At 63.5% G+C, this 21,243-nt stretch carries 17 protein-coding genes; 8 read left to right on the top strand and 9 right to left on the bottom strand.

Translation table 11 applies throughout. The annotated features are described in order from the left end of the window. Positions 1-45: 45 nt before the first annotated feature. The 3 genes from HWV67_RS29550 to mfd are packed head-to-tail and all read right to left on the bottom strand — an operon-like array spanning position 46 to position 7,379. On the bottom strand, positions 46-3,342 hold the full coding sequence (locus HWV67_RS29550) for a DEAD/DEAH box helicase (protein ID WP_175653787.1): 3,297 nt from the start codon (positions 3,340-3,342) through the stop codon (positions 46-48). Between the two features lie 4 nt (positions 3,343-3,346). Further along, complete coding sequence (locus tag HWV67_RS29545) at positions 3,347-3,919, bottom strand: CsiV family protein (RefSeq protein ID WP_175653786.1); 573 nt, start codon at positions 3,917-3,919, stop codon at positions 3,347-3,349. 10 nt (positions 3,920-3,929) lie between these two features. Further along, entirely contained in the window at positions 3,930-7,379 is a 3,450-nt protein-coding gene (mfd, locus tag HWV67_RS29540) for a transcription-repair coupling factor (RefSeq protein WP_175653785.1), read from the bottom strand. A 169-nt stretch (positions 7,380-7,548) separates the two neighbouring features. Between mfd and HWV67_RS29535 the strand changes: the two genes are divergently transcribed. The 3 genes from HWV67_RS29535 to sthA all read left to right on the top strand — a co-directional run bounded on the left by HWV67_RS29535 (position 7,549) and on the right by sthA (position 11,691). Continuing rightward, a complete protein-coding gene (locus HWV67_RS29535; protein WP_095157917.1) occupies positions 7,549-9,012 on the top strand; it encodes a glyceraldehyde-3-phosphate dehydrogenase in 1,464 nt (487 codons plus the stop codon). A gap of 87 nt (positions 9,013-9,099) precedes the next feature. Continuing rightward, entirely contained in the window at positions 9,100-10,122 is a 1,023-nt protein-coding gene (locus HWV67_RS29530) for an FAD:protein FMN transferase (RefSeq protein ID WP_256680232.1), read from the top strand. A 174-nt stretch (positions 10,123-10,296) separates the two neighbouring features. Next, positions 10,297-11,691 carry a Si-specific NAD(P)(+) transhydrogenase gene (gene sthA / locus HWV67_RS29525; RefSeq protein WP_095157913.1) on the top strand — a complete coding sequence of 465 codons (1,395 nt, stop codon included), beginning with the start codon at positions 10,297-10,299 and terminating at the stop codon, positions 11,689-11,691. Positions 11,692-11,733: 42 nt separating this feature from the next. Here sthA and HWV67_RS29520 read toward each other — a convergent pair whose 3' ends face one another. Together HWV67_RS29520 and HWV67_RS29515 are read right to left on the bottom strand one after the other, a co-directional pair. Continuing rightward, the gene (locus tag HWV67_RS29520) at positions 11,734-12,456 is read right to left on the bottom strand and encodes a glycerophosphodiester phosphodiesterase (RefSeq protein ID WP_095157911.1); all 723 of its coding nucleotides are present in this window, start codon (positions 12,454-12,456) and stop codon (positions 11,734-11,736) included. Between the two features lie 27 nt (positions 12,457-12,483). Next, positions 12,484-13,071 carry a PilZ domain-containing protein gene (locus HWV67_RS29515; protein ID WP_095157909.1) on the bottom strand — a complete coding sequence of 196 codons (588 nt, stop codon included), beginning with the start codon at positions 13,069-13,071 and terminating at the stop codon, positions 12,484-12,486. A gap of 94 nt (positions 13,072-13,165) precedes the next feature. Here HWV67_RS29515 and HWV67_RS29510 point away from each other — a divergent pair, with 94 nt between their 5' ends. The 3 genes from HWV67_RS29510 (at position 13,166) to HWV67_RS29500 (ending at position 16,418) form a co-directional block, all read left to right on the top strand. Then, positions 13,166-14,416 carry a lipoprotein-releasing ABC transporter permease subunit gene (locus HWV67_RS29510; protein WP_095157907.1) on the top strand — a complete coding sequence of 417 codons (1,251 nt, stop codon included), beginning with the start codon at positions 13,166-13,168 and terminating at the stop codon, positions 14,414-14,416. Between the two features lie 7 nt (positions 14,417-14,423). After that, positions 14,424-15,107, top strand: a complete 684-nt coding sequence (lolD, locus tag HWV67_RS29505) for a lipoprotein-releasing ABC transporter ATP-binding protein LolD (protein ID WP_175653784.1) — start codon at positions 14,424-14,426, stop codon at positions 15,105-15,107. Between the two features lie 66 nt (positions 15,108-15,173). Next, complete coding sequence (locus HWV67_RS29500) at positions 15,174-16,418, top strand: lipoprotein-releasing ABC transporter permease subunit (protein ID WP_175653783.1); 1,245 nt, start codon at positions 15,174-15,176, stop codon at positions 16,416-16,418. Positions 16,419-16,427: 9 nt separating this feature from the next. Here the strand turns inward: HWV67_RS29500 and HWV67_RS29495 are convergent, their stop codons facing one another. Together HWV67_RS29495 and HWV67_RS29490 are read right to left on the bottom strand one after the other, a co-directional pair. Further along, positions 16,428-17,771: a heavy metal sensor histidine kinase gene (locus HWV67_RS29495; RefSeq protein WP_175653862.1), complete on the bottom strand. Its 1,344-nt coding sequence runs from the start codon at positions 17,769-17,771 to the stop codon at positions 16,428-16,430. Continuing rightward, positions 17,768-18,448, bottom strand: a complete 681-nt coding sequence (locus tag HWV67_RS29490; protein ID WP_175653782.1) for a heavy metal response regulator transcription factor — start codon at positions 18,446-18,448, stop codon at positions 17,768-17,770. Before HWV67_RS29490 ends, HWV67_RS29495 begins: the two co-directional genes overlap by 4 nt. 153 nt (positions 18,449-18,601) lie before the next feature. Here HWV67_RS29490 and HWV67_RS29485 point away from each other — a divergent pair, with 153 nt between their 5' ends. Beyond that, positions 18,602-19,093, top strand: coding sequence for a cupredoxin domain-containing protein (locus tag HWV67_RS29485; protein ID WP_175653781.1), 492 nt, complete (start codon positions 18,602-18,604; stop codon positions 19,091-19,093). A gap of 57 nt (positions 19,094-19,150) precedes the next feature. Then, the gene (gene queF / locus HWV67_RS29480) at positions 19,151-19,981 is read left to right on the top strand and encodes an NADPH-dependent 7-cyano-7-deazaguanine reductase QueF (protein ID WP_175653780.1); all 831 of its coding nucleotides are present in this window, start codon (positions 19,151-19,153) and stop codon (positions 19,979-19,981) included. Positions 19,982-20,204: 223 nt separating this feature from the next. Here queF and HWV67_RS29475 read toward each other — a convergent pair whose 3' ends face one another. Both HWV67_RS29475 and HWV67_RS29470 read right to left on the bottom strand, forming a co-directional pair. Continuing rightward, positions 20,205-20,468, bottom strand: a complete 264-nt coding sequence (locus HWV67_RS29475) for a DUF4404 family protein (RefSeq protein WP_095157892.1) — start codon at positions 20,466-20,468, stop codon at positions 20,205-20,207. Between the two features lie 122 nt (positions 20,469-20,590). Next, on the bottom strand, positions 20,591-21,181 hold the full coding sequence (locus HWV67_RS29470; RefSeq protein WP_110972655.1) for a phosphonoacetaldehyde phosphonohydrolase-related protein: 591 nt from the start codon (positions 21,179-21,181) through the stop codon (positions 20,591-20,593). Positions 21,182-21,243: the final 62 nt, after the last annotated feature.

Genomic DNA, 21,243 nt, shown 5'->3' with positions numbered 1-21,243 from the left:
CGCCGAGCATGCCCGCCGTCGAGAGACGGCGGGCTGTTGCCTTCATCACTTGGCTTTCTTGCTTTCCGGCAGCGGCGCGAACAGCGCTTCGATATCGTCCGCCGCCAGCTTCCACTGGCCCGCCTCATTCCCTTCAAGCAACCCCGCAGCCAGGGCGGCTTTGTCTTTTTGCAGCTTCTGGATCTTCTCTTCCACGGTTCCGCGGGTAATCAGCTTGTAGACGAATACCGGCTTGTCCTGACCTATGCGGTAGGCGCGGTCGGTGGCCTGGTTTTCCGTGGCCGGGTTCCACCAGGGGTCGTAGTGGATCACCGTATCGGCTGCGGTCAGGTTCAGCCCGGTGCCGCCGGCTTTCAGGCTGATCAGGAACACGGGCGTTTCGCCGTTCTGGAACTGCTGCACGGGCGTGCGGCGGTCCTTGGTGTCGCCGGTCAGCAGGCTGTAGCTCACCTTGCGCTTTTGCAGTTCTTCTTCGATCAGCGCCAGCATCGAGGTGAACTGCGAGAACAGCAGGATGCGCCGGCCTTCGTTGAGCAGCTCATCGAGCATGTCCATCAGGCTGCCCAGCTTGCCCTTGTCGGACTGCGGACCTTTGACATTGGCGTTGGCCACCAGGCGCAGGTCACAGCACACCTGGCGCAGCTTCAGCAGGGCATCAAGGATGACGATCTGGCTACGCGCCGCACCGCTGCGGGTGATTTCGGCGCGGACCTTGCTGTCCATGGCCACGCGCACCGTTTCATAGGTATCGCGCTGGGCATCGCTGAGGTCGACCCAGTGGATGATCTCGCTCTTGGCTGGCAGTTCCTTGGCCACCTGCTCCTTGGTACGGCGCAGCAGAAACGGGCGAATGCGGCCGGCCAGATGGCTCATGCGCTCGCCGTCGCCATGTTTTTCGATCGGGGTGCGGTAGTCGCGGGCGAAGCGTTTGCTGTCGCCCAGCCAGCCCGGCATCAGGAAGTGGAAGATCGACCAGAGTTCGCCGAGGTTGTTTTCCATGGGCGTGCCGGTCAGGCACAGGCGCTGGGTGGCCTTTAGCTCGCGCGCGGCTTGTGCGGCCTTGCTGGTGGCGTTCTTGATGTTTTGCGCTTCATCGAGGATCACCAGGTGCCAGTCGATCGGGGTGAAGTGCTCCAGGTCCCGGGGCAGCAACGCGTAGGTGCTGAGCACCAGGTCGTAGTCCTTCAGGTTGGCGAAGTGCTTGGTGCGACCCGGCCCGTGCAGGGCGATCACGCGCAGTTGCGGGGTGAAGCGCTCGGCTTCGTCCAGCCAGTTCGGGATCAGGCTGGTGGGCATGACGGCAAGTGCCGGGCTCTGCAGGCGGCCGGCGTTCTTTTCCGTCAGCACGTGGCTGAGGGTCTGCAGGGTCTTGCCCAGGCCCATGTCGTCGCCGAGCAGGCCGCCGATGTCCAGGCTGCGCAGTGTTTGCAGCCAGCTCAGGCCTTCCAGTTGATAGGGGCGCAGTGTTGCATTGAGGCCTTCCGGTGCCTGGACTTCGGTGTACTGGGCGCTTTTCAGGCGCGTCGCAAAGTCGCGTACACGTTCGCCGCCGAGCCAGGTGAGGGGCACCTCGTCCAGGTTGCTCAGGCGCGCCGCATCCGGTGCGGCAAGACGCAGTGAGCGGCCATCATTTTCGGTCAGGTACAGCTCGCCCAAGGTGGCCATCAGCGGCTTGATGCGCGCGTAGGGCAGGGCGACTCGGGCTGCGGCGCTGCCATGGCGGTGGCGATTCAGGTCGATCAGCAGGTGTTCGTCGTCACCGCGTCTGGCCAGTTCGCCGGACCGAAGCAGTTCGGGGTTGCTGCGCAGCAGGTGCAGGAGGATCGGCAGAAGGCTGTGACGCTCGCCGTTGACGACGATGCCCAGTTCCAGGTCGAACCACTGTTGGCTGGGGTTCTCCTCGATATCGGCGTACCAGTCGTCGACCTCCTGCAGGATGAACGCGAAGTCATCGTGGATCTCCAGCTCCCAGCCGGCCTCGCGCAACGCCGGGATGCCCTCGCGGGCGAATGCCAGCCACTGCTGGTCGGTGTCGAGCAGGAGCAGTTCCCCGGCAGTCTCCGGCAGCGCCTTGCTTTGCCGGGTGGCGACCTTGAAGCCCCAGCGTTGCAGGGTTTTCCTGAACGCCTGTTCGGCCTGTGTGTCGCGCTGAATATGTTGGGTGGTGCTGCCGACCAGGCGGGTCGGGGATTTTCCGTCGGTGCCACTGGCGCGGACGCCGTCATAGTTGAAAGAGAGCGCGGCGCGGTGTTGCAGTTGCCGTTGCATGCGCCCGGTTTTCGGGGCGTAGGCGCTGAATTCGTGGCTGCCCAGGATCAGGTGGGCAGCGGGGCTTAGATGGTCGATTGTTTCTTCCTGCAATTTTGTCGGGGTCGGGACCTGCTGATTCAGCGCGCTCAGGCGGTGGCTGAGTTGTGCCACCAGCGGTTCCGGAACGTCCGGGGCGCGGGTGAGTTGCAGGGCGACGTAAGGGTCCAGGTCGTGCTGGAGCAGGCCGGCCTGCAAGGTCAGTCCGCTTAGGTAATACAGCGGCTGGAAGGGGAGTGTCATGCCCACGGGCTCCTCGCCGTCATACCAGTCGCCGCGGTAGTTGCCGTTGTTCATGCGTACCCAGCGAAACTCCCCGTGCCGGGAAGGGCCGGGCTGCACGGGAGGCATGTCCTCGTCGATCATCAGTCGGCCGGTGTCCAGGGCTTGCTGGAACAGTTCGCCGTCATGTGGATCGTCTAGCGGGAAGCTCATCTGGTAGCTGCCGGGCTTGCGGTTGAGCCGCAGAAGAATCTCGCGGTCTTCGGGCATCACGTACTTCGGCGGTTCGTACAGCAGGTCATAGATCGATTGCAGCCGGGCAACCTGGATGCGGCCATCGGGTTGGCGCGTGCCCTTCTTCACATTGAGGAAGGGCGTACCGTTTTCGAGCCGGATGAAGTAGTAGACGCCACGACCCTGCCGGTCCGGTTTGGCCGCGCCGCTGTCCGCGCGAGGTTTCTCGAGGCCGTCCAGCCAGGTTTGCAGGTCGCTGGGCATTTCCTGCCCTGTGCCGGCCGTGAGCTTTTGCTGAGCATGGAACAACACGGCGGCGCAGTGCTTGCAGCTCTGGCTGACCGGGCACGAGCAGCGGCAGACAAGCCCGGGACGTCCCGCGCGAGTGAAGGCGGAAATGGTCTGCTGGTAACGATTGCCGCCTGAGCCTGCGCAGGTGGCGAGGATTATGTCGCCGCCGTTGCTCTTGATGCTGACACGCTGATCTTCTGCATAACGTAGTCCTCGACTCAGGGCGTTGTGGCTGAATCCCTCTTTCCACTTGCCGTCGGCAAGCAGCGAATCGAGCGGCCCCGGCATTCCGTTACTGCTCCATCAGTGCAGGGTCGGGCGCTGCGTTGGCGGGAGTACCGGCCTTGCGAATCTTCAACACCAGCGCCAGGTGTCCGCCATCGAGGTAGGTCAGCTCGGCGTTCTTGACGTTGCTGTTGCTTTGCTTGAACTGCTCGCTCTGGAGTACGCCGCCATTGGCGTCGAACTGGTTGACCCACAGAGTGGCTTCGACGCCGATGAAGCGGCCTTCGCTCACGCTCAGGTTGCCCTCGATGGGGAAGTGGCCGAACTGTTCCTGGCCGTCGCTGAAGGCGATTTTCGAGCCTTCGGCGCCGACGTTCTGCTGCCAGGCCTTGTGCAGCAGCACGGTGTACTGGCTGTCGGCGGCAAGGCGTTCGGCCTGCTCGGTGAGGAGCGGCTGGCGAATGTCGTAGTCGGCGACCGGCTTGGCGCCATCGCTCCAGTTTTCCGGGGCGAACTGGCTGGTGACAGCAGGCACGGCGTTCTGCCGCACCAGGATCATCTCGATCAGGTATTGGGTGTCGGCAAAGGCTGCTGGCGAGCACAGCGCCAGCAGCAGGCTCAGGTTACGAATGGCGCGCATGGATCTTCCTTCAAGCGGTTTTCGGTGTCAGGCGCTCGAACAGCGCTTCCAGTGTGGTGAATCGTTCATCGGCGCGCTCCATGGGCACCATGAACTTGAATTGCGTGGCGCCTTCGAACTTGTAGCGCTTGGGCTGACCCTGGATCAGTTTGATCAGCACCAGCGGATCGACCGGTGTCTCGGCCTCGAACTCGATCTTGCCGCCATTGGGGCCGGCATCGACTTTCTTGATGCCGAGCTTTTCCGCCTGCAACTTGAGCAGGGTCAGGCGTACCAGGTTCTTGGTCGGCTCGGGCAACAGGCCGAAGCGGTCGATCATCTCCACTTGCAGGTCCTTGAGACCTTCCTCGTCCATCGCCGAAGCGATGCGCTTGTACAGGATCAGACGGGCATGGACGTCGGGCAGGTAATCCTCGGGAATCAGTGCCGGCAACCGCAGGTTGATTTCCGGTCCGCCGCCCAGCGGCTGGTCGAGGTTCGGTTGGGTGCCCTTGCGGATGGCCTTGACCGCGCGTTCGAGCATTTCCATGTACAGGGTGAATCCGACGGCCTGGATCTGGCCGCTCTGGCCTTCGCCGAGCAACTCGCCGGCGCCGCGGATCTCCAGGTCGTTGGTTGCCAGGACGAAGCCGGCCCCCAGGTCCTGGGTGTTGGCGATGGCTTCCAGGCGCTTTTCCGCGTCGGCGCTGATTTGCTGGCGCGGTGGCGTCAGCAGGTAGGCGTAAGCCTGGTGGTGGCTGCGTCCGACCCGGCCGCGCAACTGGTGCAATTGCGCCAGGCCGAACTTGTCGGCGCGCTCGATGACGATGGTGTTGGCGCTCGGCACGTCGATGCCGGTCTCGATGATGGTCGAGGCGATCAGCACGTTGAAGCGCTTGTGGTAAAAGTCGCTCATCACCTGTTCGAGTTCGCGCTCGCGCATCTGCCCGTGGCCGATACCGATGCGCGCCTCAGGCACCAGCTCGGCGAGGTCGGCGGCGCATTTTTCGATGCTCTTCACGTCGTTGTGCAGGTAGTAGACCTGACCGCCGCGCAACAGCTCGCGCAGCAGTGCCTCCTTGATGGTGCTTTTGTTCTGCTCCATGACGAAGGTCCGCACCGACAGGCGCCGCGCCGGCGGGGTGGCGATGATCGACAGGTCGCGCATGCCCGACACCGCCATGTTCAGCGTGCGCGGAATTGGCGTGGCGGTCAGGGTGAGGATGTCGACTTCGCTGCGCAGGGCTTTGAGCTGCTCTTTCTGGCGCACGCCGAAGCGGTGCTCTTCGTCGATGATGACCAGGCCCAGGTCTTTGAACTTGACGTCGTCCTGCAACAGCTTGTGGGTGCCGATGACGATGTCGATCTTGCCCTCGGCCAGCTCGGCCATGGCGCTGCTGATTTCCTTGGCCGACTTGAAGCGGCTCATCACTTCCACGCTCACCGGCCAATCGGCGAAGCGGTCGCGGAAGCTGTTGTAGTGCTGCTGGGCGAGCAGGGTGGTCGGCACTAGGATCGCCACCTGACGGCCGCTGTGCACGGCGATGAACGCCGCGCGCATCGCCACTTCGGTCTTGCCGAAGCCGACGTCGCCGCAGACCAGGCGGTCCATCGGCTTGGCGGCGAGCATGTCTTCGCGCACGGCTTCGATGGCGGACTGTTGGTCCGGGGTTTCCTCGAAGGGGAAGCCGGCGCTGAAGGTGGCGTAGTCGGCGGCCGGGTCGGCGAAGGCGTAGCCTTTGCGCGCGGCGCGGCGGGCGTAGATGTCGAGCAATTCGGCGGCAACGTCGCGGACCTGTTCGGCGGCCTTGCGCTTGGCTTTCTGCCAGGTCTCGGAGCCGAGCCGGTGCAGCGGCGCCAGGGCATCGTCGCTGCCGGTGTAGCGGGCGATCAGGTGCAGGTTGGCGACGGGTACATAGAGCTTGGCGCCCTCGGCGTATTCGAGGGTGAGGAACTCGGCGACCTGGCTGTCGATTTCCAGTGTCGCCAGGCCCAGGTAGCGGCCGACGCCGTGGTCGATATGCACCACCGGCGCGCCTTCGCGCAGTTCGGTGAGGTTCTTGATGACCGCGTCGCTGTTGACGTCGCTACGTTTTTCCCGGCGCCGGCGCTGCATGACGCGCTGGCCGAACAGCGGGCTTTCGGCGACCAGCGCCACGGCCGGGTCGTCGAGTACCAGGCCGTCGTCCAGCGGCGCGATGGTGATCGCCAGGCGGTCCTTGCCGGTGACGAAGTCTTCCCAGCCTTCCACGGTCTGCGGGCGCAGCTTCAGGCGTTCGAGCAGTTCCAGCAGCACTTCACGGCGACCCGCCGACTCGGCAGTGAACAGCACCCGGCCGGGGAAATCATCGAGGAACGCCGAAAGCGCGGCCAGCGGCTGGCTGGCCTTGGCTTCGATGGCCAGGTTCGGCAGCTTGCGCGCCGGGAAGCGCTCACGGCCGCCACCGCCCTCGATGTCGTCCGGGCTGGCGACGATGCGCGGCCAGCCTTTGAGCCGGGCGAAGCAGTCTTCCACCGGCAGGAACAGCTCGGCGGGCGGCAGCAGCGGGCGGGTCGGGTCGATGCGGCGCTCTTCATAGCGGCCACGCACATCGTTCCAGAAGTGTTCGGCGGCCTGTTCCACGCCCGGCAGGGAAAACACCTGGGTGTCCTGGGGCAGGTAGTCGAACAGGGTCGAGGTTTCATCGAAAAACAGCGGCAGGTAGTACTCGATGCCGGCGGGGATGATCCCGCTGGTCAGGTCCTGGAAGATCGCACTGCGGCGGAAATCGACGTCGAAGCGCTCTCGAAAGCGCGCCTTGAAGCGGGTGACGGCGTCCTTCTGCAGCGGGAATTCCCGCGCGGGCAGCAGGCGCACCGACTCGACCTTATCGATGGAACGCTGGGTTTCCGGGTCGAAGGTACGCAGGGTTTCGATTTCATCGTCGAACAGGTCGATCCGGTAGGGCAGCTTGCTGCCCATCGGGAACAGGTCGATCAGCGCGCCGCGGACGGCGAACTCGCCATGCTCGTAGACCGTGTCGACACAGCGGTAGCCGCTGGCTTCCAGGCGCGTGCGCATTTGCTCGACGTCGAGCTTCTGGCCGATGTCCAGCACCAGGCTGCTGCCCAGCAGGAAGCGGGTCGGCGCCAGGCGATGGAGGGCGGTGGTGATCGGCACCACGAGAATGCCGTGGTCCAGCTCCGGCAGCCGGTACAGGCTGGCGATCCGCTGCGAAATGATGTCCTGGTGCGGCGAGAACAGGTCGTAGGGCAGGGTTTCCCAGTCGGGGAACGGCAATACCGCCAGTTCAGGCGCGAAGAAACGCAGCTCCTGCTCCAGCCGGTCAGCGCTCTGGCTGTCGGCGGTCAGCAGCAGGGTGAAGCGTTTGGCGGCACTGGCAGCTTCGGCGATGGCCAGGCTGAGTGCGGCGCCGGGCAGGTTGCCCCAGGTTTGTTTGCCGGCAGTGGCCGGAAGGTGCGGTAGACGCAGAACAGGCACGGGAGGTCGAGCTCCAAGCGTTGCGACAAAGAGGCCGATTGTAACGGGCCAATGCCCGTGCTGTCAGGCGTGCAGCGGGCAAAATCCTTTCAGGTGGGACTGTCGACAGGCGCTCATTGCTCGAAGCGATATGCGGCGTCATAATGTAGCCCCTTTTTTCTGTCCCTACATGTGGAAGGTTCCCGTGACTCAGAAGCCCGACCAGTGTCTTGGTGAGTGGATCGATCGTGAAGCACTTGCAGAAGCGATGATCCCGCTTATCGGTCAGCTCTACCGCAATAACAACGTGGTGAGCTCGATCTATGGCCGTAGCCTGATCAACCGTTCGGTGATCGCGATCCTCAAGGCTCACCGCTTTGCTCGCCATCGCCAGACTGACGAAACCGAACTGTCCGTCCACGAGACATTCCCCCTGCTCAAGGCCATGAGCGAGCTGAAACTGGGCGCTGCCTCGGTTGACCTCGGCAAGCTGGCCAACAAGTTCAAGCTGGAAGGCAATGGCCGTAGCGCCGAGCAGTTCGTTCGCGAAGAACTGGCTGAAGTCGTCGGTCAGCAGAACGCCTCCGCACGTAAAGGCACCGACGTTGTCCTGTACGGCTTCGGTCGTATCGGCCGCCTGCTGGCGCGCATCCTGATCGAGAAAACCGGTGGCGGCGACGGCCTGCGCCTGCGGGCCATCGTTGTGCGCAAAGGCGCCGAGAACGATCTGGTCAAGCGTGCCAGCCTGCTGCGCCGTGACTCGGTTCACGGTCCGTTCGATGGCACCATCACCATCGACGAAGAAAACAACACCATCACCGCCAACGGCAACCTGATCCAGGTGATCTATGCCAAGAGCCCGAGTGAAGTCGACTACACCCAGTACGGCATCAACAATGCCCTGATCGTCGACAACACCGGTGTATGGCGTGACGCCGACGGCCTGGGCCAGCACCTGGCCTGCCCGGGCGCTGCCCGCGTGATCCTCACCGCACCTGGCAAGGGCGCGCTGAAGAACATCGTTCACGGCATCAACCATGGCGAAATCACCGCCGACGACAAGATCATCTCCGCCGCTTCCTGCACCACCAACGCCATCGTGCCGGTGCTGAAAGCCGTGAATGACAAGTACGGCATCATCAACGGCCACGTCGAAACCGTTCACTCGTTCACCAACGACCAGAACCTGATCGACAACTTCCACAAGGGCAGCCGTCGTGGCCGCGCCGCGCCGTTGAACATGGTGATCACCGAGACTGGCGCTGCTACCGCCGCCGCCAAGGCTCTGCCTGTCCTGAAGGGCAAGCTGACCGGCAACGCCATCCGCGTTCCGACGCCGAACGTCTCCATGGCCATCCTGAACCTGAACCTGGAAAAGGCGACCTCGCGCGACGAGATCAACGAGTACCTGCGTCAGACCGCCATGCACTCGGAACTGCACAAGCAGATCGACTACGTGAGCTCCCAGGAAGTGGTCTCCACCGACTTCGTCGGCTCCCGCCACGCGGGTGTGGTCGACGCCGAAGCGACCATCTGCAACGACAGCCGCGTTGTTCTGTACGTCTGGTACGACAACGAGTTCGGTTACAGCTGCCAGGTAGTGCGCGTGATGGAAGACATGGCTGGTGTGAACCCGCCTGCATTCCCACGCTAAGCTTCTTGGTGTGTTGAAAAGAACGGGAGCCTACGGGTTCCCGTTTTTTTTGAGCGTTGTGAAGCCGGCCGGGTAAGGAGGAGCGTTTTGAAAGCAGCCCTGGGCACCCTCTGTGCTGTGTTGATGTTGGCTGGCTGCGAAAAGGACGACCCGGTCGAGCGCATCAGCGGCCCCACCATGGGCAGCAGCTACACCGTGCAGTACGTGCGGCCCGCCGAGGGTCCGGATGCAGAGCAGGTACAGCGCGAGATCGAGGGCATTCTCGCGAGCATCGACCAGCAGTTTTCCACCTACCGTAGCGATTCCATGGTTGCCCGCTTCAATCGTCTGCCCGCAGGCAGTTGCCAGGTCATGCCGGAAGGTGTGCTCAAACTGGTGCGGCTGGGCGACACGCTGTGGCGCGAAAGTGGCGGGGCGTTCGACCTGAGTGTCGAGCCGCTGCTGGACCTGTGGGGGTTCGGTCCCCAGGCGCGGGAGGAAAAGATCCCCGATCCGGCCCGGCTGGCAGAGGTGCGCCGGCGTATTGGCCAAGGCCATCTGCGCATCGACGGCGAGCAGTTGTGCAAGGACATCGCCCTGGAGCTGGACTTCAACAGCATCGCCGCCGGCTACAGTGTTGATCTGATCGTCGAGCACCTGCGCGCCCTGGGCATCGACAATATGCTGGTGGAGGTCACGGGAGAGCTCAAGGCCGTGGGGCACAAGCCTGACGACAGTCCCTGGCGGGTCGCCCTGGAGCTGCCGCGCGAAGACCGCCAGATTGCCCAGCAGGTGCTCAGTATCGACGGCCTTGGTGTGTCGACGTCGGGTGACTACCGCAACTATTTCGAGGAGAATGGCCAGCGTTTTTCCCACACCTTCGACGCCCGTCTTGGCCGGCCGGTCGCGCATGCGCTGGCGGCGGTGACGGTATTCGATCCCTCCGCGCTGGTGGCTGATGGTTATTCCACGCTGTTGCTGATACTGGGTCCGGAGCAGGGCTGGGAGTTTGCCGTGGCACAGGACCTCGCCGCCGTGTTTGTGGTGCGGGCCGAGACGGGTTTCATTGCCCGTGTGACCCCGGCATTCGAGCGAATCGTCGGAACGGGCGACGCAACGAACGAGAAATGAATGTCTTGCATGTAGTGCAGAGAAAAATAGCCTACGACGCGACCAAGGGTTAATGTGCGCGCCGTTCAAGCTTGATTAGACTGCACCCGAATTTTTTCATGGCGCCCCCCGAGGCGTCATGATCGAAGCCCCGGCCGCCGGCGTGGCGCCCGGGCCTGTTCTGAAGGAGTACGCATGGCTGTCTACAACTACGACGTAGTGGTGCTGGGTTCCGGCCCCGCAGGAGAAGGGGCGGCAATGAATGCCGCCAAAGCAGGACGCAAGGTTGCGATGGTCGATAGCCGTCGTCAGGTCGGCGGCAACTGCACCCATCTGGGCACCATCCCGTCCAAGGCCCTGCGTCACTCGGTGCGCCAGATCATGCAGTTCAACACCAACCCGATGTTCCGGGCCATTGGTGAACCGCGCTGGTTCTCGTTCCCTGACGTGCTGAAAAGTGCGGAAAAGGTGATCTCCAAGCAGGTCGCTTCGCGTACCGGCTACTACGCCCGTAACCGCGTCGACGTGTTCGTCGGCACCGGCAGCTTCGCCGACGAGCAGACCATCGAAGTAGTCTGCGCCAACGGTGTGGTCGAGAAACTGGTGGCCAAGCACATCATCATCGCTACCGGCTCGCGTCCTTATCGCCCGGCCGATATCGATTTCCACCACCCGCGTATCTACGATAGCGACACCATCCTCAGCCTCGGCCACACCCCGCGCAAACTGATCGTCTACGGCGCTGGTGTGATCGGCTGCGAATACGCGTCGATCTTCAGTGGTCTCGGCGTGTTGGTGGAACTGGTGGACAACCGTGGCCAGTTGCTCAGCTTCCTGGACTCGGAAATCTCCCAGGCCCTGAGCTACCACTTCAGCAACAACAACATCACTGTTCGTCACAACGAAGACTACGAGCGTGTCGAAGGCCTGGACAACGGTGTGATCCTGCACCTGAAATCGGGCAAGAAGATCAAGGCCGACGCCTTGCTCTGGTGCAACGGCCGTACCGGCAACACCGACCGCCTGGGCCTGGAAAACATCGGTATCAAGGTCAACAGCCGTGGCCAGATCGAAGTCGACGAAGCCTACCGGACCCAGGTGCCTAACATCTATGGCGCCGGTGACGTGATCGGCTGGCCAAGCCTGGCCAGCGCTGCCCACGACCAGGGTCGCTCGGCGGCCGGCAGCATTGTCGATAACGGTAGCTGGCGCTTCGTCAACGACGTGCCGACCGGGATCTACACCATTCCGGAGATTAGCTCGATCGGCAAGAACGAGCAGGAGCTGACCCAGGCCAAGGTGCCTTACGAAGTCGGCAAGGCGTTCTTCAAGAGCATGGCGCGTGCGCAGATCGCCGGCGAGCCGCAAGGCATGCTGAAGATCCTGTTCCACCGCGAAACCCTGGAAATCCTCGGCGTGCACTGCTTCGGCTACCAGGCGTCGGAGATCGTCCACATCGGCCAGGCCATCATGGACCAGCCGGGTGAGCGCAATACGCTGAAGTACTTCGTCAACACCACCTTCAACTACCCGACCATGGCCGAAGCCTATCGGGTGGCTGCGTACGACGGCCTCAACCGGCTTTTTTGAGCGGCTCCGGCCGGTGGCCTGAGCCGGCCGGGGAGACCGATTTCAGCGATTCTCGAGGGTGGCAGTGGCCAAACCGGGAAAGTCTGTAATCAGGCTGTCTACGCCGAAGTCAGCGAGCCGACGCATCAGCGCCGGTTCGTTGACCGTCCACACCGACACATGCAGCCCCTGGCGCTGGGCCTTGGCCAGGCGTTCGGGGCTGCAGTGCGTCCAGTTCAGTGCCAGTAGTTCACAGCCATAGTTCTGCGCGACTTTCAGCGGGTCGAGCCAGGTGTATTCCGCCACCAGTCCACGTGAGATGTCCGGCGTCAGTTCCAGGGCGGCGGCGAGCACTTCCCGCGAGCTGGAGGTGATGGTCACCTTGTCGAGCAGGCCAAAACGCTGGGCCATTTCCCGGATGGCCAGGACCGTGGTGGCGGCGCGGGTACGCGAGGCGCTCTTGACCTCCAGTTGCCAGTGCTCGAACGGGCATTTCTCGAACAACTCTTCCAGGCGCGGAATCGGGCACGGCTGCACCCAGCCCGGACCACCGTTGCGTGCGTCGTAGGTCACAAGCTCCGCAGCGCTGTGCTCCACCACCTTGCCGCGACGGCCGGTGGTGCGCTTGAGGGTAGGATCGTGGATCACCATCAGCTCGTTGTCGGCTGACAGGTGCAGATCGAGTTCGCAACGCCGCACGCCGTGTTTCAGGCACTGCTGGAAGCTGGTCAGGGTGTTCTCGGGGGCTTCGCCCTTGGCGCCACGATGGCCGTAAATCTGGGTCACGTTTGTTCCTTCAAGAAAGACTGAAGCTCAGGAGGCTGCCGGGCCGTTCTGTTCCAGGGCCTGGCGGCGCTGTTGCGCCTGCCGTTGCAGGATGTAGCGCGCCAGCAGTTGACGCTGGGCGTCACTGATATCGACGAATTCGGTGCCGATCTCGTAATGGCCGTCGGCCTTCTTGTCACAGTGCGTGACCTTCGCTCGCAACAGCAAGCCCGAGGCTCGCGGCATCAGCACCATTTTCAGTGCCACGCGGCTGCCGGGCGTGAACGCGCTGGCGTGCGTGAACTCGACACCGCCTTCGGACAGGATGACCGGCTGCGGCGCGCCAATCTCGCCGATCAGGGTCTGCGCCACCACTGCGCTGAGCAGGTCGATGCGTTTGTTCTGGGCCTTGAGGAAGGCCGCCAGGGTGCGATCCTTTTCGCTGAGCTGGCGTAGCAGGTGCTGGGATTCGAACTCGCTGAGGTGCAGTTCGCTCAGCAGATTGAACAGCGGTGAATCATCCTGCAACAAGTCTGTGCCAAGGGCTTCAGCCGCGCTCAGAGGGGTAATTTCCAGTGCGATCCGGTCCTCGATACGGTAGTATTCGCGGCGATCTTCTTCATCTATTGTCGACATGGCGAACCCATGGTAGCGGCGGTGGTCTGAGTGTAAATCCGCCGTCCTGGCCCCGCCACAAGGACGTTCCTCTTTCATCCGAACAAGCCCCGACATGTTCAGACCTCTTTTCGTATACATCGGTACGCGCTACACCCGTGCCAAGCGGCGCAATCACTTCGTTTCGTTCATTTCCCTGACCTCGATGATCGGCCTCGCCCTCGGCGTGGTGGTGATGATCGTGGTGCTCTCGGTCATGAACGGCTTCGATCATGAGATGCGTACCCGCGTACTGGGCATGGTCCCTCATGCCACGCTGGAGACCGGTCAACCGCTGAGCGATTGGCCAGCCCTTGCCGATAGAGTTAAGCAGAATCCGTCCGTGCTGGCGGTGGCGCCGTTCACTCAGATGCAGGGTTTGCTGACCCACGAAGGCAAGGTACAGAAGGTACTGCTCAACGGTGTTGACCCGGCGCAAGAGCGCAAGGTATCGATTATCGGCGACTTCATCCGCGAAGGCCGTCTCGAAGACCTGGAACCCGGCAGCTTCGGCATCATGATCGGCGACAAGGCGGCCGCCAAACTGGGCGTCAGCGTCGGCGACAAGCTGACCTTCGTCGCGCCCGAGGTCACCGTCACCCCGGCCGGGATGTTCCCGCGCATGAAGCGTTTCACCGTGACCGGCATCTTCCATGTCGGCGCCGGTGAAATCGACGGCTACCTGGGCCTGACCAACCTCTCCGACCTGTCCCGCCTGCACCGCTGGAAAGCTGATCAGGTCCAGGGCCTGCGGCTGAAATTCGACGACCTGTTCGAGGCCCCGCGCAACGCCTACAACATTGCCCGGCAATTGGGCGAGCAGGAGTTCTACGCCCGCGACTGGACCCGCAGCTACGGCAACCTGTACCAGGCGATCCGCATGGAAAAAGCCATGATCGGCCTGTTGCTGCTGCTGATCGTCGCGGTGGCGGCGTTCAACATCATTTCCACGCTGGTGATGGTGGTGAACGACAAGCGCGGCGATATCGCGATCCTGCGGACCCTCGGTTCGACGCCGCGGCAGATCATGGCGATCTTCATGGTCCAGGGCACGGTGATCGGCGTGGTCGGCACGGCCATCGGCGCCGCGGTCGGAATCCTTGCGGCGCTCAATGTCAGCGCCGCCATCGCCGGCCTCGAGCGGCTGATCGGTCACAAGTTCCTCAACGCCGATGTCTACTTCATCGACTACCTGCCGTCGCGGATCATGGCCGAAGACGTGTGGATGGTCTGTGGTGCGGCGCTGGTCCTGAGTTTCCTCGCCACCCTGTATCCGGCCTGGCGTGCGGCACGTACCCAGCCTGCGGAGGCGCTTCGTTATGAGTGAGTTGGGCATGAGTGATAAAGCCGTACTGAGTTGCCGCAACCTGGGCAAATCCTATGAGGAAGGCCCGGAGTCGGTGCAGGTGCTGTCGAACCTGCAACTGGAGCTGCTCCCCGGTGAGCGGGTCGCGATCGTCGGCAGTTCCGGTTCGGGCAAGAGCACCTTGCTCAACCTGCTGGGCGGCCTCGATACGCCGAGCCAGGGCAGCGTCTGGCTGGCCGGCGAGGAGCTTTCGGCCCTCGGCGAGCGTGCCCGCGGCCTGCTGCGCAACCGCGCGCTGGGCTTCGTCTACCAGTTCCATCACCTGTTGCCGGAATTCACCGCGCTGGAAAACGTGTGCATGCCGCTGCTGATCGGCCGCACGCCGATCCCGGAAGCCCGCGAGCGTGCCGAAGCGCTGCTCAAGCGCGTCGGTCTCGGTCACCGCCTGAGCCACAAGCCGTCCGAACTGTCCGGTGGAGAGCGCCAGCGTGTGGCGATCGCCCGCGCCCTGGTCAACCGCCCGGGCCTGGTGATGCTCGACGAGCCCACCGGCAACCTCGACCAGCACACCGCCCAAGGCATCCAGGACCTGATGCGCGAGCTGAGCAGCTCGTCGCAGACCGCGTTCCTGGTGGTAACCCATGACCTGAACCTGGCGCGGCAGATGGATCGTGTGCTGCGCCTGGAAGAGGGTCACCTGGTTCCGATCTGATTCGAGGAGGGCGCCCGTGCCGTTGCCGGGCGCCCTGGCCGTTATTCTTGCTGGGTGCATCCGTTCATGTTCAGACCCTTGTCTATTTTCATCGGCGCGCGCTACACCCGCGCCAAGCGCCGCAACCATTTCATCTCGTTCATTTCCATGACATCGATGATCGGCCTGTCCCTGGGCGTGCTGGCGATGATCGTGGTGTTGTCGGTGATGAACGGCTTCCAGCGCGAGATGAGCTCGCGCATCCTCGGCATGGTGCCGCACGCCACCATCGTTGGCGTCAAGCCGCTGGACGACTGGCAGCCGGTGGCCGCCGCCGCGCTGAAGAACCCCGAAGTCATCGCTGCAGTGCCCTTCACCGAAATGGAAGGGATGCTCTCCTACAAGGGCTCGATGCAGCCGATCAAGATCAACGGCATCGACCCGGAGCAGGAAGGCAAGGTTTCGATCGTCGCCGAGCACATCATTCAGGGGCGTCTGGAAGACCTCAAACCAGGCGAGTTCGGCGTGGTCATCGGTGAAATCACCGCACGGCGATTCCGCCTGAGCGTCGGCGACAAGCTGACCCTGATCGTCCCCGAGGTCAGCAGCGAAGCGGGTGGCATCACCCCGCGCATGCAGCGCCTGAATGTGGTCGGGATCTTCAAGGTTGGCGCCGAGCTGGACGGTTCCATGGGCATGATCCATGTGGCCGACGCCGCGCAGATGCAGCGTTGGGAGCCGAACCAGGTGCAGAGCGTGCGCCTCAAGCTCAAGGACCTGTACGCGGCGCCGGCGGTGTCTGCCGCGATTGTCGCGGGGCTTGGCGATCAGTACCGCGCCGATGACTGGACCCACACCCAGGGCAGCCTGTTCAGCGCCATGAAGATGGAAAAAACCATGATCGGTCTGTTGCTGCTGATGATCATCGCGGTGGCGGCGTTCAACATCATCGCCACGCTGATCATGGTGGTGAACGACAAGGGCGCGGATATCGCCATCCTGCGCACCATCGGCGCTACACCTGGGCAGATCATGGGCGCGTTCATGGTTCAGGGCAGTCTGATTGGCGTGGTCGGCACCCTGATCGGCGGCGTGTTCGGGGTGTTAGCGGCGTTGAATGTCAGCGCGCTGGTGGGCTGGCTGGAGCGCATCAGCGGCCAGCATATCTTCACCTCTGACGTGTATTTCATCAGCTCGCTGCCGTCGGAATTGCAGTGGGGCGATGTGGCGCTGATCTGCAGCGCCGGCCTGGTGATGAGCTTCCTCGCGACGATTTACCCGGCCTGGCGTGCATCGCAGGTCGAGCCGGCCATGGCGCTGCGCTACGAGTAAACGGCGTTGTCAGGCGGCCGGTAGCTGGATGATGAAACGCGTCCAGCCATTGGCCGATTCGGCGCGCAGCGTCCCGCCATGGGCTCGGACGATGGACTGGGTGATTGCCAGGCCCAGCCCCGCATGTTCGCTGCTGCCGGCCCGGCGTGCCGGGTCGGCGCGGTAGAAACGATCGAACAGCCGCGGCAGCAGCGCAGGATCGATCGGCTCGCCGCGGTTGGCCACTTCCAGGCGCAGTTGCCCGCCACTTTCCGCGATACCTACCTGAATATCCCCTCCCTGTGCGGTGTAGCGCAGCGCATTGTCGAGCAGGTTGGACAGGGCGCGGCGCAGCATATGCCGGTCGCCGTCCAGCGTGGCGGCGCCGTTGCGCGCCAGCCGGACCTGGGCGTCCTCGGCCAGTGGCGCGTAATACTCCAGCAGCGCATCGACCTCTTCATGCAACGCCAATGGCTCACGGTTGGGCATCAGCAGGCCGTGGTCGGCCTTGGCCAGGTAAAGCATGTCGTTGACCAGTTGCGCCATCCATTGCAGCTCTTCGAGGTTGCCGTGCAGCGCTTCGCGGTATTCGTCCAGGCTGCGCGGCCGGGTCAGGGTGACCTGAGTGTGGGTCAGCAGGTTCGACAGCGGCGTGCGTAATTCATGGGCGATATCGGCGGAGAAGGCCGATAGGCGCTGGAAGGCGTCGTCCAGGCGCTCCAGCATGGCGTTCATCGTGGTTGCCAGTTCCGCCAGCTCCACTGGCATCTGTCCCACCGGCAGGCGGGTGGTCAGCGAGCGTGCGGAAACGCTGGCGGCAATCTCGCCCATCTGGCGCAACGGGCGCAGGCCGCTGCGCGCAGCCCAGACCCCGAGTAGGGCAGTGGCCAGGGCGCAGAAGCCGACGGTCAGCCAGATCAGCCGCTGCATGCGTTGCAGGAAATGCTGGTGGTGGGTGATGTCGAGCAGCAGCGTCAGTTGCAGGTCCGGCAGTTGCACGCCGAGGGTGCGGTAGTCGGCATGCTCGGCGCGCAGGGTGTTCAGGCCAGGCCCTGCCGGCGCATCGGGCAGGCCCGCGCGACTGTCAAACCAGATCTCGCCGTCGGTGCCACGGATACGCAGGGCCAGATCGGACTGGTGGCTCAATTCGCTCTGCAGGGCCGGCAGGCGCAAGGCGAGGTCGGCACTGCTGTGCACGCCCTCGAGCATGCGCTGCAGGACCGGCAGGCGACTGTTGAGCAATTGCTGGTCGAGTTCGATGAAGTGGGTTTCGCTGGCGCGGCTGAACAGAATCCCCGCCAGCAGCGACACCACGGCGGTGCAGCCGGCGAACAGCAGGGCGAGGCGGGCGCCAAGGGACAGCCGGAGCATCAGGCCGGACGCTCTTCGAGCACATAGCCCATGCCGCGTACCGTGTGGATCAGCTTGTTATCGTGGGCATCATCGATCTTCAGGCGCAGCCGGCGGATCGCCACTTCGATGACGTTGGTGTCACTGTCGAAATTCATGTCCCAGACCTGCGACGCAATCAGCGATTTGGGCAGCACCTCGCCCTGGCGCCGCAGCAGCAGTTCCAGCAGGGCGAACTCCTTGGCGGTCAGGTCCAGGCGCTGGCCGCCACGTTCGACCCGGCGACGGATCAGGTCCAGGCGCAGGTCGGCCAGGCCGAGGGTGGTTTCCTGGGCCGGGTTGAGGCCGCGACGCAGCAGGGTTCGCACCCGCGCCAGCAGCTCGGAAAAGGCGAACGGCTTGACCAGATAATCGTCGGCGCCCAGTTCCAGGCCGTGGACCCGGTCTTCCACGGCATCGCGGGCGGTAAGGAACAACACCGGCACATTCAGGCCGGCGTCACGCACAGCCTGGAGAATCTGCCAGCCATTGCGACCGGGCAGCATCACATCGAGGATCAGCAGGTCGTAGTCGCCGGTCAGCGCCAGGTGCTGGCCGGTGTCGCCGTCGCTGGCCAGCTCGGTACTGAACCCGGCCTCGCTGAGGCCCTGGCGCAGGTACTGGCCGGTCTTGGCCTGGTCTTCGACGATCAACAGTTTCATGGGGTTCTCGGTGGCGGTGGGGCGATGACGTTATACCTTTCCTGCATTCAGGCAGGGCGAAGCTGACAAAGTTGTAATCTTTTCGTCAGGTGGACGCCAGCGCCGGGTTTACACAATGGCGGCATGAAGCAATCGATGATGAGGAACACCCCGATGAAATCCCTGATGACCGCTGCCGTCCTTGCGCTGCTCAGCCTTCCGGCCATGGCCGCGCCGGACGCACACGGGTTCGCCTTTGGCCAGCCGGCGCCAGCGGCCAAGGCCACGCGCACCGTCGAGGTGGTGTTGGGCGACATGTACTTCGAACCGCGCAACCTTGAAGTAAAGGCCGGCGAGACGGTGCGCTTCGTGGTGATCAACAAGGGCCAGGTCGCCCACGAGTTCAACCTTGGCGATGCGGCCATGCATGCGCAGCACCAGAAGGAAATGCTGGCGATGGCGACGATGGATCACGCCAGCATGGGCCATGGGGGAATGGACCACGGTGCGATGCAGCATGACGAGCCGAACATGGTGATGGTCGCGCCGGGCCAGCGCGGTGAATTGACCTGGACCTTCAGCCAGTCGACCCCGATCGAGTTCGCCTGCAACGTGCCGGGGCACTATCAGGCCGGGATGGTTGGCAAGCTGACTATCGCGCAATGACCAAAGGCAGGCTCAAACCCGATAAACTACGGCAATTTCGTCCTTCAGGTTTGAGCCATGCACCCCGCTGCAGAACATTCCCCGCTGGGTAAATCCAGCGAATACGTTTCCACCTACACGCCTTCGTTGCTGTTCCCGATCCCGCGTACCGCCAAGTGGGCCGAGCTGGGCGTCAGCGCCGAGACCCTGCCGTGGTACGGCACCGATTTCTGGAACTGCTTCGAGCTGTCCTGGCTGCTGCCGTCGGGCAAGCCAGTGGTGGCCATTGGTGAGTTCGCCATTCCTGCGAATTCGCCGAACATCATCGAATCCAAGTCCTTCAAGCTCTACCTCAATTCGCTGAACCAGACCGCCTTCGACTCGCCACAGGCGCTGCAGGCCTGTCTGGAAAAAGACCTCGGTGCGGCCGCCGGCAAGCCGGTGAGCGTGCGCATCCGCAGTCTGGGTGATGTGGAAAAAGAAGGCGTGGCCGGGCTGCCAGGTCAGTGCATCGACGCGCTGGACGTGAGCATCAGCAACTACGAGCAACCGCAACCTGAACTGCTGCGGTGCAACAAGGACAAGGTGGTCGAGCAGACCCTGCACAGCCATTTGCTCAAGTCCAACTGCCCGGTCACCGGTCAGCCGGACTGGGGCAGCGTGGTCGTCGAATACCGCGGCCCGGAGCTGGATGCGGCAAGCCTGCTGACGTACCTGATCAGTTTCCGCCAGCATGCGGACTTCCATGAGCAGTGCGTGGAGCGCATCTTCCTCGACCTCAAGCGTCTGCTCGATCCGCAGCACCTGACGGTGTATGCGCGCTATGTGCGCCGTGGCGGGCTGGACATCAACCCGTACCGCAGCCTCGGCCCGGTGACCCCGGATAACCGTCGGTTGGTCCGGCAGTAACGAAAAAGCCCCGTCTCGACGGTAATGCCAGTCAGTTAGCGTTTTGGCGCCTATGTTGGGGCTGCTTTGCAGCCCTTCGCGAGCAAGCTCGCTCCCACAGGACCTAGCCAAGTTGTAGGTTGTGTGGGAGCGAGCTTGCTCGCGAAGGGCCGCAAAGCGGCCCCAACTGGTTTAACTGACTGGCATTAGTCTCGACAGGGCTTTTTATTTGAGCGGGGTGGGTTCAGATCCCCATGCTTTGCAGGCTCTGAACGATATTGCGCAAGGTGGCGGTCAGGCCCGGGTGATCGACCTCGAAGCGTTCCACGGCGAGGTTGACGCCGTCGACCAGGTTGGTGTCCTGGGTTGCCGCTTCCAGTTTGATCTGGGCATCGATTTGCTGCATCAGCACCTGGAGTTGCTCACGCTCTTCCAGCGACAGCGGCGGGTTTTGCTCCAGTTGCTCGCGCAGGGTGTTGAGCTGTTCTTGCAGTTCGCGGGCAGGCATGGTGATCTCCCTTTATCAGTAGGCACAGCCATGGACCCCTGCCTTGTGCGAAAGGTCCATGCATGGCTGACAGATTAATCCACGCGGGCCGGCTTTGCATGATCCGGATCAAGCGCGTGTGATCAGGGTTTTTCGCCCTTGAGCCGGCGCTGGCTGATATCGGCGAGGCAGTCGGCCAGTTCCTGCAAATGATCGATCACCGAATGCACGCCGAGGCTGAACAGTTGCAGGGTGGCCTTGCCGCGCTTGTGCTCGCGCTGCTTGTCGTCCAGCGCCTGCCACTCCGTTTCGGATAACCCGCACAACGGGCCGCAGGCCGCCAGGCCGATGGTCCACAGGCCGGCATTGAGCCCGGCCTGGAGCAGACGCGGTTCGCCGCTGATCAACACGCAGCCATCCAGTTGCCTGGCCTCGATGGCCATCAAGGCCCGCCAACAGGCGTCCGGCGCGGGCCAGGGCTTGGCGTCGTGGTGCGGCGTTGCCGCCAGCCAGTCGGGCAGAGCGCGGCTCAGGTGTTGGCCGGTGTGCGCCGGCACTTCGTCCAGCCAGGCGCAGGGCACGCGATGGCGGCGTAGCCAGTCGAGTACGTCGAGGGCACCGGGGGTGGGGAGAACGGGGAGGTCCGGGGCGCTGTCCAGGCTACGGCCGCCGAAGTCGACCAGGCAGCCACGGAGTCCGAACAGGAGCGCGGTGAAGGCGGGCGCGTGAGGCATGGCAACATCCCTGAAATATCAGGACACTACTTGCCGTTCGTGACAGTTTGGTGACGGGTGCT

Source organism: Pseudomonas sp. Marseille-P9899 (genome assembly GCF_903166565.1).
Classification (GTDB): Bacteria; Pseudomonadota; Gammaproteobacteria; order Pseudomonadales; family Pseudomonadaceae; genus Aquipseudomonas; species Aquipseudomonas huaxiensis.
This window is presented reverse-complemented; position numbering and strand designations above follow the sequence as displayed.